Source organism: Clostridium sp. 10cd* (assembly GCF_044336395.1).
Taxonomy (GTDB): Bacteria; Bacillota_I; Bacilli_A; order Erysipelotrichales; family Erysipelotrichaceae; genus Clostridium_AQ; species Clostridium_AQ innocuum.
Map to the genome: position 1 here is coordinate 2290324 of NZ_CP172347.1, position 17005 is coordinate 2307328.

General features: G+C 44.6%; 14 protein-coding genes. 9 read left to right on the forward strand and 5 right to left on the reverse strand.

Annotation, left to right across the window (positions count from 1 at the left end; translation table 11 throughout):
- The first annotated feature begins 1 nt into the window (after nt 1).
- The 8 genes from hemC to ACG3M1_RS11355 all read left to right on the forward strand — a co-directional run bounded on the left by hemC (nt 2) and on the right by ACG3M1_RS11355 (nt 9230).
- Nucleotides 2-901 carry a hydroxymethylbilane synthase gene (hemC, locus tag ACG3M1_RS11320; RefSeq protein WP_008817393.1) on the forward strand — a complete coding sequence of 300 codons (900 nt, stop codon included), beginning with the start codon at nt 2-4 and terminating at the stop codon, nt 899-901.
- Nucleotides 898-2358, forward strand: a complete 1461-nt coding sequence (gene cobA, locus ACG3M1_RS11325; protein WP_008817392.1) for a uroporphyrinogen-III C-methyltransferase — start codon at nt 898-900, stop codon at nt 2356-2358. Before hemC ends, cobA begins: the two co-directional genes overlap by 4 nt.
- On the forward strand, nt 2351-3322 hold the full coding sequence (gene hemB / locus ACG3M1_RS11330) for a porphobilinogen synthase (RefSeq protein WP_008817391.1): 972 nt from the start codon (nt 2351-2353) through the stop codon (nt 3320-3322). The genes cobA and hemB overlap by 8 nt, the downstream gene beginning before the upstream one ends.
- A 1-nt stretch (nt 3323) precedes the next feature.
- Nucleotides 3324-4613 carry a glutamate-1-semialdehyde 2,1-aminomutase gene (gene hemL, locus ACG3M1_RS11335; protein ID WP_009269185.1) on the forward strand — a complete coding sequence of 430 codons (1290 nt, stop codon included), beginning with the start codon at nt 3324-3326 and terminating at the stop codon, nt 4611-4613.
- The gene (locus ACG3M1_RS11340; protein ID WP_008817389.1) at nt 4610-5854 is read left to right on the forward strand and encodes a precorrin-2 dehydrogenase/sirohydrochlorin ferrochelatase family protein; all 1245 of its coding nucleotides are present in this window, start codon (nt 4610-4612) and stop codon (nt 5852-5854) included. The genes hemL and ACG3M1_RS11340 overlap by 4 nt, the downstream gene beginning before the upstream one ends.
- Nucleotides 5855-6155: 301 nt before the next feature.
- Nucleotides 6156-7589: an aspartate ammonia-lyase gene (locus ACG3M1_RS11345; protein WP_008817388.1), complete on the forward strand. Its 1434-nt coding sequence runs from the start codon at nt 6156-6158 to the stop codon at nt 7587-7589.
- A 214-nt stretch (nt 7590-7803) separates the two neighbouring features.
- Nucleotides 7804-8991 carry a D-alanyl-D-alanine carboxypeptidase family protein gene (locus tag ACG3M1_RS11350; RefSeq protein ID WP_008817387.1) on the forward strand — a complete coding sequence of 396 codons (1188 nt, stop codon included), beginning with the start codon at nt 7804-7806 and terminating at the stop codon, nt 8989-8991.
- Nucleotides 8992-9068: 77 nt separating this feature from the next.
- A complete protein-coding gene (locus ACG3M1_RS11355; RefSeq protein ID WP_002608849.1) occupies nt 9069-9230 on the forward strand; it encodes a hypothetical protein in 162 nt (53 codons plus the stop codon).
- Nucleotides 9231-10016: 786 nt separating this feature from the next.
- Here the strand turns inward: ACG3M1_RS11355 and ACG3M1_RS11360 are convergent.
- From ACG3M1_RS11360 to ACG3M1_RS11380, 5 genes are all read right to left on the reverse strand, one after another.
- Nucleotides 10017-10601, reverse strand: a complete 585-nt coding sequence (locus ACG3M1_RS11360) for an ANTAR domain-containing response regulator (protein WP_008817385.1) — start codon at nt 10599-10601, stop codon at nt 10017-10019.
- A gap of 28 nt (nt 10602-10629) precedes the next feature.
- The gene (locus ACG3M1_RS11365; protein ID WP_008817384.1) at nt 10630-11841 is read right to left on the reverse strand and encodes a glutamine synthetase family protein; all 1212 of its coding nucleotides are present in this window, start codon (nt 11839-11841) and stop codon (nt 10630-10632) included.
- An 18-nt stretch (nt 11842-11859) separates the two neighbouring features.
- Nucleotides 11860-12582 (reverse strand): glutamate synthase, encoded by a 723-nt coding sequence (locus ACG3M1_RS11370; RefSeq protein ID WP_002608852.1) that lies wholly within the window; start codon nt 12580-12582, stop codon nt 11860-11862.
- A 112-nt stretch (nt 12583-12694) separates the two neighbouring features.
- Nucleotides 12695-14200, reverse strand: coding sequence for a glutamate synthase-related protein (locus tag ACG3M1_RS11375; RefSeq protein WP_008817383.1), 1506 nt, complete (start codon nt 14198-14200; stop codon nt 12695-12697).
- The gene (locus tag ACG3M1_RS11380) at nt 14191-15294 is read right to left on the reverse strand and encodes a class II glutamine amidotransferase (protein ID WP_008817382.1); all 1104 of its coding nucleotides are present in this window, start codon (nt 15292-15294) and stop codon (nt 14191-14193) included. The genes ACG3M1_RS11375 and ACG3M1_RS11380 overlap by 10 nt, the downstream gene beginning before the upstream one ends.
- 303 nt (nt 15295-15597) lie before the next feature.
- On the opposite strand from ACG3M1_RS11380, the gene gdhA reads away from it, so the two are divergent.
- Nucleotides 15598-16932: an NADP-specific glutamate dehydrogenase gene (gdhA, locus tag ACG3M1_RS11385; RefSeq protein WP_008817381.1), complete on the forward strand. Its 1335-nt coding sequence runs from the start codon at nt 15598-15600 to the stop codon at nt 16930-16932.
- Nucleotides 16933-17005 lie beyond the last annotated feature (73 nt).

Below are 17005 nucleotides of genomic sequence, written 5' to 3' on the forward strand. Positions count from 1 at the left end.
CATGCATATACGAATGGGAACCAGAGGAAGTGCGCTGGCGCTGGCTCAATGCAACGAGGTAAAGGCACTGCTGGAAAAGGCGTATCCCCAGCATAGCTTTGAAATCTGTGTGATTACCACAAAGGGGGACCGTATCCAGCATGTGGCATTGGACCAGATGAAGGATAAGGGAATCTTTGTAAAGGAAATAGAGCAGCAGCTGCTGGAGCATACGATTGATCTTGCTGTACACAGCATGAAGGATATGCCTTCGGTGCTGGATGAGCGTCTGTGCTTTACCGAAACGCTTTTACGAGAGGATGCACGCGATGTCCTCGTACTGCGTAATGCAACATCTCTGGAGTCACTGCCCCTGCATGCCCGCATCGCAACAGGAAGCAAGCGACGCAGGTTTCAGCTTTTGCGGCAGCGTGAGGATTTGGAAATCGTCGGCATACGCGGAAATATCGAAACACGGCTGAAAAAGCTGGAGGATCAGCAGCTGGATGGTATCGTTCTGGCAGCTGCCGGATTAAAGCGGCTGCAGCTTGCACAGTATATAACTCAAACCCTGCCAGAGCATATCATGGTACCGGCGGTTGCACAGGGGGCGATTGCCATAGAGGTGCACAAAAAGAGGAATGACCTTGTGGAGCTTGTCAATGCACTGTGTACAAAGCGTGTGGATGAGGAGGTCTGTGCCGAGCGTGCCTTTCTACAGGAGCTCAACGGTGGCTGTCATACACCGCTGGGCGCCAGATGCATACTACATGAGGCTGATGCAGAGCTGTTTGCGGTCTATGGCAGTGAGGATGGAGCCAGGCTGTTTGATCTGCATGTGAGCGGACCAAGAGCACAGGCACAGGCGATGGCCATTGAAGCGGCGCAGCGCCTACGGAAAAAAGTGGAGGAAGGTCTATGATTTATCTTACCGGAGCCGGCTGCGGCACTTGGGAGCTGCTGACACTGCGTGCGATGCGGATGATTCAAAAAGCGGACTGCATTTTGTATGATCGTCTGCTGGATCCTGAAATCCTGACATTTGCACCAAAGCACTGTGACTGCATTTATGTTGGCAAAAAGGCAGGGAAGCATGCCATGGCACAGGAGGAGATTCAGCGTCTGATGATTGAGAAGGCGGCCCGGTTTGATACGGTTGTACGGCTCAAGGGAGGGGACCCCTGTGTGTTCGGTCGTGTCGGGGAAGAAGCACAGGCATTGGCGCAGGCCCATGTACCGTTTGAAATCATACCCGGAATATCCAGCGGAATCGGCGGTCTGGCATTTGCCGGTATTCCGATTACGCATCGCGATTATGCCAGTGGTGCCCGCCTGATGAGTGCACATGGCAAAGCGGGCACCATGAGCGACCTTGATTACGCAGGCATGGCACATACCCGGGATACGCTGATTTTCTATATGGGGCTGCAACAGCTGTCCGCAATCGTATCCGGACTTATGCAGGCAGGGCGTAATCCAAATACACCGATTGCACTTGTCAGCAATGCCGGCCGTGCGACACAGACGATGGTGACGGCAACGCTAAAGGATATCGAAGACAGAGATCTTTCCGCAATTGTTTCTCCCGCACTGATTGTTATAGGCGGGGTAATCAATTTGCAGGAGGAATTGAATTTCATGAAACGGCGTCCCTTGTTTCAAAAACGCTACCTGCTTCCTCAGTTTGCCGATGCGAAGCGAGAGCTGCAGCTTGAGCTGCAGGATTTGGGTGCTGCCGTTGATTGCATAACAACAGGAAGGATTTGTGCAAACCCAGCTCTTTTGGATGATGTCAATCTGCAGGAAACAGATATTCTTGTATTTTCAAGCCGCAATGCCATTGAGATTTTCTTTACACAGCTGGTGCAGCGCAGACAGGATGTACGTCAGCTTTCTACTGTTAAAATCGCCGTGGTGGGTGAGAAAAGCAGGCAGGTGCTGGCCCGCTATGGCATACAGGCGGACATACAGCCGCAGCAGGAGGACAGCGAGCATCTGGCACTGGAGCTGCAAAAGCATATTTCAAAAAATGACCGTCTCGTGCTTGTGAAGGCGGACAATGATAATCGTGTGCTGTTTGAGCAGCTGCAGGAGCATGCACATGTATCACTTTGCAAGGCCTATACGGTGCAAGAGCTGCCCTTTGACCTGCCGCAGCACGTTTATGACGGAGCGCTGTTCACATGCAGCTTCCATGTGCATGCCTGTCTTGGAAGGCTCATGGAGTGTCAGGATGTTACTGAGCTGAAGGTCTATTCCATGGGAGCACATACTACAAGAGCATTACGCAGCTATGGCTGTCAACATATTATCGAGCTGCCGAAAGCGGATAAAGGGCTGTTCGGCACCTGTATCATAGAGGAGGAAGCACATGTATAGAGGAAGAAGACTGCGAAAAAACCAGGTTATCCGTTCCATGATGAAGGAAACGGTACTGACGAAAAGAGATTTGATATATCCACTGTTTGTTGTGGAAGGCGAAAATATATGCCGGGAAATTGAAACACTGCCCGGGGTTTATCATTATTCCATTGATCGTCTGTGTGAGGCTCTGGATGAAATGAGAGGAGCGCAGGTTCTGTCCTGTATCCTGTTCGGTATTCCGAATCATAAGGATGCCTGTGGCACTCAGGCGTATGCACAGGATGGTATCGTACAGAGGGCGATTCGCTTTATCAAGTCGTATGCACCGGAAATCTATGTGATTGGGGATGTGTGCATGTGTGAATATACCGACCACGGTCATTGCGGCATTCTCAATGCCGAGGGAGATGTGATGAATGATGAAACGCTGTCCTATCTGAACCGCATTGCACTCAGCTATGCACAGGCAGGCATCGATATGGTTGCGCCAAGTGATATGATGGATGGTCATATAGCATCCATTCGACAGACACTGGACAGTGCAGGCTTTCAGAATGTTGCCATTATGGGCTATAGCGCAAAGTATGCCTCCAGCTTCTACGGACCGTTTCGAGCTGCTGCCAATTCTGCACCGAGCTTTGGGGATCGAAAGGGCTATCAGATGGATTATGCAAACAGGGAAGAGGCATTGCGGGAGCTGCAGGCGGATGTGGATGAGGGCGCTGATGTTTTGATGGTGAAGCCGGCGCTTGCCTATCTGGATATTGTCAGAGAAGCGAAGGAGCAGTTCTCCCTGCCGCTGGCAGTTTATAATGTCAGCGGAGAATATGCCATGCTGAAAATGGCGGTGGATCAGGGCCTGGTTCGCGAGGAAGCAATCTTTGAAAGCATTCTGGCAATGAAGCGCGCAGGTGCCGATTTGATCATCACCTATTTTGCTTTGTATCTCGCCCGTAAAATTGATGAGGGGGTGCAGTGATATGAAGCATACATCGAGTCTTGCCCTGTTTCATGAGGCCTGTGCGCTGATGCCCGGGGGTGTGAATTCACCGGTACGCTCCTTTTCCAGCGCCCATGCGGATTGTCTGTTTGCGGATCATGCCTATGGATCCCATATCGTGGATGTGGATGGCAACACCTATCTGGATTATATCGGTTCCTGGGGACCGATGATTCTGGGACATGCCCATCCGCTGCTTAGCGGGCATCTGGAGGAGGTTATTCAAAAGGGCATCAGCTTCGGCCTTTGCACAGCGCAGGAGGTGGAGCTTGCCCGGCTGATCACGGATGCCTATCCCGGTCTTGCCATGGTACGTATGGTGAATTCCGGCACAGAAGCAACCATGTCTGCCATACGGACTGCCCGCGGCTTTACAGGAAGAGATAAAATAATCAAATTTGAAGGCTGTTATCACGGACACAGTGATGGCCTGCTGGTGAAAAGCGGTTCCGGAGCATTGACATTCGCAACGCCTACCAGCCCCGGTGTTCCGGCGGATGTTGTAAAGCATACCCTTGTATGCAGCTACAATGATCTGGAGAATGTGGAGGCAGTAATCAAAGCGAATGAACAGCAGATTGCCGCAGTTATACTGGAGCCGATTGCAGGAAATATGGGTGTGGTGAAAGCAGAACCTCAATTTCTTCAGGGATTGCGCAGACTATGTGACGTACATGGCATCGTATTGATTTTTGATGAGGTGATCAGCGGCTTTCGTGTACGGTATGGCGGAGCTGCAGAGCTGTATGGAATCGTACCGGATATGGCCTGCTTCGGAAAAATCATCGGAGCCGGACTTCCGGTTGGTGCGTATGGCGGCAGAGCGGACATTATGCAATCGGTAAGTCCCAGCGGACCGGTGTATCAGGCAGGTACGCTATCCGGTAATCCGCTGGCGATGCACCTGGGCTGCCGTCTTTTGCGATATCTGAAGGAGCATCCCGAAACTTATACTGAGCTTGAGGAGAAGGGGGCGTATTTGAAGGAAGGTATGCAGACAATTCTACAGGAGATGAAGCTGCCGTATCAGCTTCATCAGGCGGGAAGTTTGCTGACCCTGTTTTTTACCCGACAGAGCATTCACAGCTTTACGGATGTGCAGACCTGCGATGTGACATTGTTCGAGCGCTATTTCCGCTATCTCTATGATCATGGCATTTTGATTGCACCATCGCCATATGAAGCAATGTTTCTTTCTACTGCCCATACGTATGAAGAACTGGATCATACCCTGCAGATTATGCGAGAAGCATTAAAACAGCTTATATGAGTCTGTGTGTACAGCTGTCGCTGCAGGGTGTAGCGGTTCTGGTCATCGGAGGAGGTCGCATCGCCTATCGCAAGTGCTGTCAGCTGGAGCAGGAGGGGGCAGAGCTTGTCGTTATCGCAAAGCAGTTTGATGCATGCTTTCAAGGGGCTGCTTATCCGTGCATAACCGATTCCTATCGCCCGCAGCAGCTGCAGGGGAAGATGCTGGTCCTTGCCTGCTGTGATGATTTGATCAGCAATAGGCAGATATGCGAGGATGCCAAGCAGGCAGGTATCTTTGCAATGAGTGTCCGGCAGAATTGCGGTGCCAGCATGCATGCCCTGGCTGTGGAGGAAACAGCGGAGTATGTGCTTGCGGCAGGGACAAAAGGGGCAAGTCCGCTGCTTGCCCGTCAGATGCTGAAGGAAATGAATGCTGTTGTGAAAAAGAACTATGCTTCCCGTATCGCCATGCTGCGCAAGCTGCGTCAATATATCCTGCAGCATATCCAGAAGGAGGAACGCCCGCAGCTGCTTTCCCGTCTGGTAAGACTGTCTCAGCGTGATCTGTATTGTATAGAGCAGGCCCTGCAGGGGAAAGGCCTGCAGCTGGTATGCTTTCATGGAGTGAAGGAGGATGTGTCTCAGGAACTGGAGAACTTTTGTGCCGCCATAGAGCACAGGAAAACAAATCTTGTAGCTGCAGCGGCATTTCTCTTCGAAGGTGTCAGTGATACATCGGCACAGCCGGTTGCGCAATGGCTGCAAATCGTTAAGTCCCTGCATATTCCGGTCACCCTGGTGCCGATGCTGTTTCAAAACGGCCGCTATTACAGCCGTCTTCTTTCCATAAAGAGTGAGAATGTACGGGTAAAGCCGCTTATGTTTCAAGAGCGCTCAGAGGTTTGGCAATGTCTGCAGGAGGTACGCAGGGAAAGCGGCTGTGCCAATCTGCTTGTTATCTATCATTCGTGTGTAGACGGAGCATTCAGTGAACTGCTGCAGGGACTTATGAAAGAGGATGTCCATTTCCATGCCGTTCATGAAAAGCAGACAATGGATTGCATACTGCCTTGGAGAGAGGAAAGCGTGGCAATTCTTCCCATGTACATGCTGCGGGGAAGTCATTACCGTAAGGATAGTGATGGCGGCTCTGCTTTGGTACAGAGCCTTCAGAAACAAAATTGCAGTGTGCATGTGTTGCAGGCATCCTGCATTGAGCTGAGAGCTTTTCAGGAGTTTATCATACAAAAAATGGAATGATACAGGCATTTCATTTTTTTGTATCTTTTGATAACATAGAAAGGAAAAGCATAGAAAACAGGAGCAGGGCGTTCATTAAAGAAACGGCATATACCGAAGCATGCAGGAGGTACCGGCCTATTTTAATGATTATAGGGGGATTCGAATCTGTGTATAAGCAGTGAATCAGAAATTTGGAACTTTGAAGCATGTATAAAGCGGCTTATTTTAGAAATTAGAAAATTTTATACGGGTAGCACAGGAAAATAAAGCGCTTTCGTAGTATAATAAAGATAAAGAAAATACAATGGAGATGGAGAATATGACGACACAATTTCGGATTGAAAAAGATTCCTTGGGGGAGGTGCAGGTACCCTGTGATGCATTATATGGAGTACAGACGGTGCGTGCAACACAGAATTTCCCCATCACACACCTGCGGACACATCCGGCGATGATTCGTTCGCTGGGCATGATCAAAAAGGCCTGTGCCATGGCCAATCACGAATGCGGGCATCTGGATGATGAGAGGACAGGGTATATCATAGCGGCCTGTGATGAAATCATTCAGGGAAAGCTCGATTGCTGGTTTATCACGGATGTCATACAGGGTGGTGCAGGAACAAGCACCAACATGAATGCCAACGAGGTTGTGGCAAACCGTGCCGCTCAGCTGGCAGGGAAGGCGCTGGGTGTCTATGATTACATACATCCCAATGATCATGTGAATTTCGGTCAGTCTACCAATGATGTATTTCCGACTGCCGGAAAGCTGACAGCCTTATTTCTGGTTGAAGACCTGTTGGAGGAGCTGATGCTGCTGCAGGAGGCACTGCTGGACAAAAGTATTGAATTTAATGATGTCATCAAGCTGGGACGTACACATCTGCAGGATGCGGTACCGATACGCATGGGACAGGAGTTTCATGCCTTTGCGACGGCAATTGTGCGTGACATCCGAAGGATCAAAGTGGCTTTTTCCAATTTGAAATCCGTAAATATGGGAGCAACTGCTGTCGGTACAGGCATCAATACGGATGAACGCTACAAACGCATCTGTGTAAAGCATCTGTGTGATATTACGCAGATTGAGCTGACGAGTGCACGTGATCTTATCGATGGCACCAGAAATGTAGACCCCTTTGTTTTTGCGCATGCTTCCCTGAAAACGCTCTGTGTTTCCTTATCAAAGATGTGCAATGATCTTCGTCTGATGGCCAGCGGTCCCAAAACGGGACTTGCGGAAATCGTTCTGCCGGCAAGGCAGCCGGGAAGCAGCATTATGCCGGGTAAGGTAAATCCCGTCATTCCTGAGGTATGCAATCAGGTCTGCTTTCAGGTATTCGGTAACGATGTAACAATTACGAAGGCTGCGGAGGCCGGACAGATGGAGCTGAATGTTTTCGAACCGGTTCTGTTTTTCAATCTGTTTCAATCCATAGACCTGCTGCGCAATGCCTGTCATACTCTGCGTATACATGCCGTTATGGGCATACAGGCCAATACGGAACATTGCAAAGAGGTCATGGAGAACTCCCTCGGTACAGCAACAGCACTGGCTCCTCATATTGGGTACGCACAGGCAAGCAGAATGGCAAAGCTGGCCCTGAAGGAAAATCGGAAGCTGAAGGAGCTGATTCTGGAAAATGGTCTGATGAGTAAGGATAAGCTGGAGGAAGTGCTTAATATTCGGGAAATGACGCGTGCCGGTATACCGGGCATGCATAAAAAAAGCAAGAAGCAGACCGGGCGTTAGCATATAGCTGCGAAACATCATTCACAAGAAAAGACGTGAATCGTATCCGTATATTCTGAAAAGGATGGCGATGCGTCTTTTTTTGTCTGGTTGTGCTGTCATCAAAATGAAATATGCGTGCTGTCACTGTTATAGAAAGCAGATCCTTCCTTTTTTCCTGTTCTTTTGACATAAGCCATCACTTTCCCCATATACTTTAGTGAGGTAGATGCAAATGAAAAAACTTATTGTACTGTGTCTGAGTATATGTCTTTGCATGGGTCTGCTTCCCCAGCAGATTCACGCACAGGATGACAAAACAAAACAGGAGCCTGCTCAGAATGCGCAGGATCTCGCACCGAGTGCCAAAGCGGCATATCTGGTCGAGAACACAACCGGCAAAGTGATCTATGCCAAGCATGAAACGGATAAGCTGTATCCGGCCAGCATGACGAAGATGATGGGTCTGCTGCTTATCTTTGAAGCACTCCATGACAAGAAAATCAGCTGGGATGAATCTGTATCGGCAAGCGAGTATGCTGCAAGTATGGGAGGCAGTCAGGTGTTTCTGGAGCCTGGAGAATCCATGAGTGTGCGCGATATGGTGAAATCCATCTGTATCGCCAGTGCAAACGATGCCATGGTGGCAATGGCGGAAAAAGTAGGCGGCAGCAATGATCATTTCGTGGCGATGATGAATGACAAGGCAAAGGAGCTGAAGCTGAGCAATTCACACTTCATGAATGCGACAGGATTGCACGATCCCGAGCATTATACCTGTGCAAAGGATATGTCGATTATCGCCCGTGCTCTGATTGCCGAGGGCGGGGAGGAGCTGTTGCGTATCACCTCCACCTATGATGCCTACATCCGCGAGAATACGGACAAGAAATTCTGGCTGGTCAATACCAATAAGCTGCTGAAGCAGTATGAGGGTGTGGACGGGCTGAAAACAGGCTTTACGACAGAGGCTATGTCCTGTATAACCGTAACGGCAAAGAAAAAGGACCTGCGTCTGGTGGCTGTAGCCATGGGTGAACCCAGCAGCAAGCAGCGCAATGCGGAAATCAAGCAGATGCTGGACTATGGCTTTTCTCAGTATGCACAGGGACTGCTGTATCCGAAGGGAACAAAGCTGAAGACTTATACGATGGAAAACGGCAAGCCCTCCAGTGTCAATCTGGTCACCCTGAAGGATCTTGTCTATGTATTTGAAAAGGGAAGCGAACCAAAAGAGCAAAAGAAGGAGATCACGATTACCAAAGACACGCCTCCCTATAAGGCTATGGAAGCTATCGGAACGGTGAAAATCACGATGAGTGACGGCTATACGATGGAGGCTCCAGTCGGTGTTGATCAGGACGTGGAGCAGCTGAATTATCTGGATATCTTTATGAAGGCGTTTAGCGATACACTTGCCTGATTGCCAGAACTTGGCGTGTAAACGAACGCATGACTTCTGCATAGACACATACAATAGAAGCAGAAAAGAGGGATATGATGACAAGTGTACTATGGATCGTAGGTATTGCAGCTGTCTTCTTCCTGTTCGTTCTGCTGTATGCCTTGTGCAGAGTCAGTGCAGACGCCGATGAACAGGCAGGCTATATGGAAGAATACAGCAGTGATCTGGATGAAGGATTTGATGAGGAAGAGTTTTAGCCAATGTCATTAAGTTAAAGGAATAAAAAAGATGCATTTATACAAAAAGTGGTTCTTAATTGATTGTTCGTAAATTAGAAGTTGAAAATTTGCAAGCTTAAGTAAGAATCCAAAAAGTATAAATGTCTTTTTTTCCTCAGGATTGACAAAATTTGAATCATCGTGCGCTCCATTACCCTTCGTGCTTTAAAGGGGTAGGTGACCGTATATGATCCCTCGTAATAAATCCAACGCTTGCCCTACGTTCATATTTGATAAAAAAGTTGGCTCTAGGTGATTTAGGTAAATATTTTCGGATAAGGATTTAAAATATAAAGATATGAACAGAATTAGGAAATTGGGACAAGTATGTAAAAAATGATAGAATGAGTATATTAAATCAGCTTCTTATCAATTCAACGATTTAAACGGCTCCAACTAGAGAAATATTGAGGAAAATATTGCAAATGCTATACATTTTGTGATCAATCAAATCAGCATCAAGGCAACACGAGGTAAAAAATGAGAGTTCAGGGTAGAGAAGAAGGCGTTCAAGCTCGGTGTATTTTATAAATAAAAACAGAAAGGTAAAATTGTGAAGACAATGAGTTCGTAGAAACAACTTAGATCTTCTGAATATTGTTTTTGCTTTTTATTTATCCCTGCTTCTGTTTAAAGTTGATATATTCCATAGGAATGCGCATTATCACATTAAGGATAAGAATAATGTATTGAATCCGTCGATTAGGATGGCATAGTAAAAAAGTCCAATAGTAAGAAAATCACTATACTTTGGACTTTGTTGATCTAAGAGTAGGTTTTAATGATATCCTCTGCAATGCTTCTTTTTGTTATACATTGATCCATCGCCTGTTTTTCTATGTAACGATGAGCATCTGATTCGCTCATTTTCAATTCGCTGATTAATAGCCATTTTGCTTTATTGACAATACGTATTTCTGCCATTTTTTCCTCAATAGAGACTGATTTCTTCTCAAATTGTCTTAGACGTTCACGCATACTTTCCATCCAGTAAAGTGCTTGTATTAAAATCGCTTTGGAGGTTGGTTTTGGTAATGTAAACACACCGTGTTCAGCAACTTTATCGTGAATGGTGGCATGTATATCGGCCTTTACTAAGAGCAATACAGCGGTATGCTTTAGAGTGCATGTGTCAATTGCAAAACGTGTCCCAATATCATCTGATAATGGAGAATTGATAATAACAAAATCGTAGGATCGCTCAGCAATCATTCTTTTCGCCACATTGATAGTGGTTGCGTTATGTATAGGAGTATATCTGGATTCAGGAAACAACACGCCGATGGCAGAAGTAAAACTATCTGTTGCTGATACGATAAGTATGCTATAGCAACGCTCTTTTAGACTCATGCTGCATTCCTCCTTCCACTTATTGATATTATCTATGACAGTATATTTCTAATATTTCATTGGGAATATGTTGTTTGATGAAATCACTGTTAAGGGCTGATTCACAGGCATCTCTTAATGAAGATGGTAACATTTTGAACTTTGAAAGTACATCTGCATTAGCTTTGTAAAGATTGATATCTGTAGGTTCTGCTAATTGCAAGTGATTCTGAATACCATAGAGTCCGGCATATATCATTAATGCAAATGCTAAATAACTATTGGCTGTCGGATCGGGGGAACGAAGTTCAGCTCGACGATATTTTCCTACTGCAGCGGGAATTCGTATCAGTTGCGAACGGTTTTCACTAGACCAAGAAATATACTGTGGTGCTTTATCGTTACCGAATCTTTGATAAGAGCAATTTAATGGATTTAGAAAAAGAGTCATATCACAAACTTTTGCAAGAATGCCCGCAATAATCTGGTGTAAATAATCTGAATTATCATCTGCCTTAGCTGAAATGTTAATATGAAAACCGTTGCCTGGTTTATCAGCTAGTGGTTTAGGGCTAAAATCAGCTATCAATCCATTACATCCGGCAACGGTTTTCACAACTGTTTGAAAGGTCATTGCATTATCTGCGGCTGTAAGTGGATCAGAGTAGCGAAAATCAATTTCGTTTTGCCCGGGACCTTGTTCATGATGAGAACGTTCGGGATAAATACCCATTTGTTCTAAAGTAAGACAAATTTCACGTCGAATGTTTTCACCTCGGTCATCCGGGGCAATGTCCATATATCCGGCATTATCATATGGGTTTTTTGTGGCTTCTCCAGTTTCACTTACTGTAAAAAGGTAGAATTCCTGCTCAGCACCAAAGTAAAAATGAATACCTGCCTTATCTGCAACCTGAATCGCTTTTTTCAGTATAGAGCGAGTATCACATTCAAACGCCCTTCCATCAGGATACGATATATTGCAGAACAATCGAACAACTCGTCCATGTTCCGGTCTCCACGGCAGAGGCATTAATGTATCTGCATCAGGATGAAGAAGTAAATCAGAATGTGTTTCATCGCCGAAGCCGGCAATAGCGGAGGCGTCAATGGCAATGCCATCCTCAAAAGCATGAGGAAGTTCTTCCGGCATAATGGATATATTTTTTTGTTTGCCAAATACATCACAAAAAGCAAGTCTTATAAATTTAACATCTTCTTCACTCACATACTGTAAAATTTCTTGTTTTGAATACTTCATAAGCGTACCTACTTTCTTTTAATTTGCTACATACATTTGCTTATATGGATTTTTGCTGTCAGGAGTAATGACGGTAAAAGAGGCATTTAATATAGTTTCTAGATCCTGTCCTAAATCAAGACAATATTCACAAAGGTATTCTTCGATTTCTTTCATATCATCTGAAGTTGCTACTTTGGCTGTAACCTGTTTTGGCAAGTTAATAGTATCATAATTCCCACGTAGATATATTTTACCACCATGCATGCCTGTACATGGGAAATGACCGACAATATGCTCAGTCTTAGAATTTAAGCCTAAAACAATAATGATTCCCCCTGCCTGATACTCACCTAAGAAACTTCCTGCAGAACCGCCGATGATCATGACAGGAATCTTACGTTTGTATGCCTTCATATGGATGCCGGCACGATAACCGGCATTGCCTTTTACATAGATTTTACCACCACGCATAGCATAGCCGGCAGCATCACCGATATTACCATGAATGATGATTTTTCCTTCATTCATGGTATCACCGACTGCATCTTGTGCGTTTGCATTTACTGTAATGACTGCGTCATTTAAATATGCACCGAGGGCATTTCCGGGAATCCCTAGTATGGTGATATTTTTATTAGACATACCGGCTCCGATAAAGCGTTGTCCACAGCATGCTTTTATAGTGTAGCTATCATCCGTTTTACGGATCATTTCATTTATTGTTTTGTAATCTAAACCTGTAGCATTTATCAATTGCATTATAGCATACCTCCCATCACATTTTTACGAGTTTCTTTAGAATGTCTTTTTAATGTCTCAAAATCGATGCTAACAGATGTATCATTTCTCTGTTAAAATCCAAATAAGCCGTTTATTCACCTGCATAGGAGATACCGAGAATTTCTAATTCTTTTTCGTTTAGACCAATTCCACGAAGCATCAGACGGTTACCACGCAGTGCTTCTATAGAATTAATTCCCATACCACCCATTAGTTCTTTGATTTCATGTTGCCATGCCTTCATTACGTTTACTAACCGTTTACTTCCAATTTCTGGATCGAGTCGTTTTACAAGATCAGGATTCTGCGTGGCAATTCCCCAATTACACTTACCACTTTGGCATGTCCGGCAAAGATGGCAGCCTAGGGCAAGTAAAGCGGCAGTGGCGATATAACATGCATCAGCACCTAATGCGATTGCTTTTACTACATCAGCGGCATTTCGGATACTACCACCGACCACTAAAGATACATTGTTGCGAATTCCTTCATCTCTAAGTCTTTGATCAACTGCGGCCAATGCCAGTTCGATTGGAATACCTACACTGTCACGTACTCTGGTTGGAGCGGCACCTGTACCGCCACGGAATCCGTCAATGGCAATGATATCTGCACCACTACGGGCAATACCACTGGCAATAGCGGCAATATTATGCACAGCAGCTACTTTAACGATAATAGGTTTTTTATACGCTGTGGCTTCTTTTAGGGAAAAAACAAGTTGTCTTAAATCTTCAATTGAGTAGATGTCATGGTGGGGAGCCGGAGAAATGGCATCAGAGCCTTCAGGTATCATTCGAGTACGAGATACATCACCGACAATTTTGGTTCCAGGCAAATGTCCACCGATTCCCGGTTTAGCACCCTGTCCCATTTTAATTTCAATTGCAGCTCCTGTATTCAGAAATTGTTCGTGTACACCAAAACGTCCGGATGCCACTTGGACAATTGTATGCTCGCCATAGCAATAAAAATCTTCATGCAAACCACCTTCTCCGGTATTATATAAAATGCCAAGCTCTGTAGCAGCAAGAGCAAGTGATTTATGAGCATTGTAGCTGATGGAGCCATAACTCATTGCAGAAAACAGTAACGGCATGGATAGCTCTAGTTGCGGCGGTAATTTACAAGAGAGCTTGCCATTTGAAAGACGCTTGATCTTTTCCGGCTTTTTACCAAGATAAACCCGTGTCTCCATTGGTTCACGCAGAGGGTCAATGGAGGGGTTTGTGACTTGAGAAGCGTTCATAAGTATATTGTCCCAAAAAACAGGAAGTGGCTTTGGATTACCCATGGAGGACAGAAGAACACCTCCGCTATTTGCTTGTTTGTAAATTTCTTTTATAACATCATTTTGCCAGTTGGCGTTTTCACGTAAAGTACAATTGGTTTTTACAATTTTTAAAGCTCTAGTAGGGCAGAGGCTAACACAGCGCTGGCAATTTACGCAATTCGTGTCATCACATTTCATCATGCTTTTTTCTTCGTCAAAATAGTGAACCTCATTCGCACATTGTTGTTCACATATACGGCAATGGGTACATCTGGTTTCATCTCTGACAACTTCAAATTCAGGATATATAAATTCTAAGCCCATTCATTTGCACCTTCCTTCACTTTAACGATAACTGGTTCTCCGCCATCAGGTGCCCAAATGTTTTCTGCATGGGGCTCCATCATGCGTATTGCTGCCTCCTCACTGGCAATCAACACTTTATCGTCTTTTTCGCCAACAACCATCGAGCGTAGTTTAAGACGATCATTAAGAGCCATCAATCCTCCGTTAAAACCGAAAACAATAGAAAACGGACCTGTTATCAAGAGACTGGAAAAGATGGTTCTCAGGTATTTTAATTTATCACGTAGTTCTAAGTTGCTTTCAGTAAAAATGGTGCTCCAAAAAGGTGCTGCAATCACATTGGCAACCTCTTCTAAAGTAAGTTCCTGTACGCGAAGAAGATAATCCATCATATATGTAATCACTTCTGTATCTGTCTGTAAGGTACATTTATATCCGAACATTTCAATAAAACGTCTATTTGCATCATAAGAGGATATTTCACCATTATGAACAATAGAATAATCAAGCAGAGTAAAGGGGTGTGCTCCTCCCCACCATCCAGGTGTATTTGTAGGATAGCGCCCATGAGCAATCCAGGAATATCCTTCATATTCTTCTAATTTATAAAACACACCCACATCTTCGGGAAAGCCGACAGCCTTAAATGTTCCCATATTTTTACCACTGGAAAAAACATGGGCACCGGGCATATCTGTATTGATTTTCATAACAGTTCTGGCTACGAATTCCTTCTCGTCTAATTGCATGGTTGTCATAACGGATTTCAGAGGATCAACAAAATATCGCCAAATAATAGGTTCATCTGTAATGGTAGGAATCTTACATGTGGGAATCAGTTCAGAATGAATAATTTCAAAGTGTTCCTTCAGAAAAGATTCACATTTTTTTCTCGTGGTTCTGCAGTCATAAAACATATGGAATGCATAAAAATCCTTATACTGAGGATAAATACCGTATCCGGTAAAACCGCCTCCTAACCCATTTGAACGCTCATGCATGGGTTTCATGGAATCTATAATCATTTCTCCGGACATTCTGTTTCCTTCTTTGGAAATGACAGCAGCAATAGCACATCCGGACGGGATTCGTATTTGACCTTCTTTCTTCATAGAACTACATCCTTCCTTTCAAATATAACAAAAAAACAAAGACGCTCATTTAAACAGAAACTTACCTGTTCTTTAAATGAACGCCTTTGCTCACTTAAAAAATTTATACACCTGTTTACAGTTTTTGTCAACAAAAAGATTTGTTTTCAGAAAATGAATGAAAAAAGGTGATTGACAAATGAAAAAAACGGGTGTATAGTCTGTAAGCGTAAAGGCAATGGTGTCTTTGAGGAATATACCTTGAAGAATCTTTGCCTTTTTTATTTTAGGAGACAAAGTAGTGTAAGAGAGGAGAAACATGGTATGACATATGTTGATGAAGTGATTGAACACGTAGTAAAAAAGAATCCTGCTGAGCCGGAATTCCATCAGGCTGTGAAAGAGGTACTGGAGTCTTTAAGAGTTGTGGTAGATGCAAATGAAGAAAAGTATCGAAAGGATGCCCTACTTGAGCGTCTGGTTCATCCCGAGAGACAGATTATATTCAGAGTACCTTGGATAGATGATAAGGGACAAGTTCAAGTTAATACCGGGTACCGTGTTCAGTTTAATAGTGCAATCGGACCATATAAAGGAGGTCTTAGACTGCATCGTTCTGTAAACTTAAGTATCATTAAGTTTCTGGGATTTGAACAAATTTTCAAAAATGCACTTACAGGTTTACCGATTGGTGGTGGTAAGGGTGGTTCTGATTTTGATCCTAAGGGGAAGTCAGATCGAGAAATCATGGCATTTTGTCAGAGTTTTATGACAGAGCTTTGCAAGTACATAGGCGCAGATACGGATGTTCCGGCAGGGGATATCGGTACCGGTGCGAGAGAAATCGGTTATTTGTTTGGTCAGTATAAGAAAATTCGCGGAGTATATGAGGGGGTTCTTACTGGAAAAGGTTTAAGCTATGGTGGATCTTTGGCAAGAAGCGAAGCTACAGGTTATGGTTTATTATATTTGACTGAGGAATTGTTGAAGCTAAATGGCATTTCACTTAAAGGAAAGACAGTTGCGGTTTCCGGTTCAGGAAATGTTGCAATCTATGCTATAGAAAAAGCGCTGCAATTAGGGGCGAAGGTCGTGACAGTAAGTGATTCTACCGGATGGGTATATGATGCCGACGGGATTGATGTTAGAGTTCTTAAGGAAATCAAGGAAGTTAAGAGAGCAAGACTATCGGAATATAAGAGTTATCGCCCGAATTCAGAATACCATGAAGGTCGTGGTGTATGGTCTGTAAAGGTAGATTTGGCACTACCGTGTGCAACTCAGAATGAACTTACGTTGGAAGATGCAAAACAGTTGGTAGCAAATGGCTGTTTAGCTGTATGTGAAGGTGCAAATATGCCTACCACACTAAAAGCTACTCAATATTTACAGAATAATGATGTTATTTTTGCCCCGGGTAAGGCAGCGAATGCTGGCGGTGTTGCAACATCTGCTTTGGAGATGTCTCAAAACAGTATGAGAATGAGCTGGTCATTTGAAGAAGTGGACTCTAAATTAAAAGATATCATGGTAACCATATGTCATAATATATCGGATGCTGCAGAAAGATATGGAGCAAAGGGGAATTATGTATTAGGCGCGAATATTGCCGGATTTGAAAGAGTTGCAGATGCCATGAGTGCACAAGGTATTGTATAAATTATATAAGAAGTAAAGGCAAAGGCGTCTTTCATGCATATACAGCATGTAAGACGCCTTTCTTTTATGATAA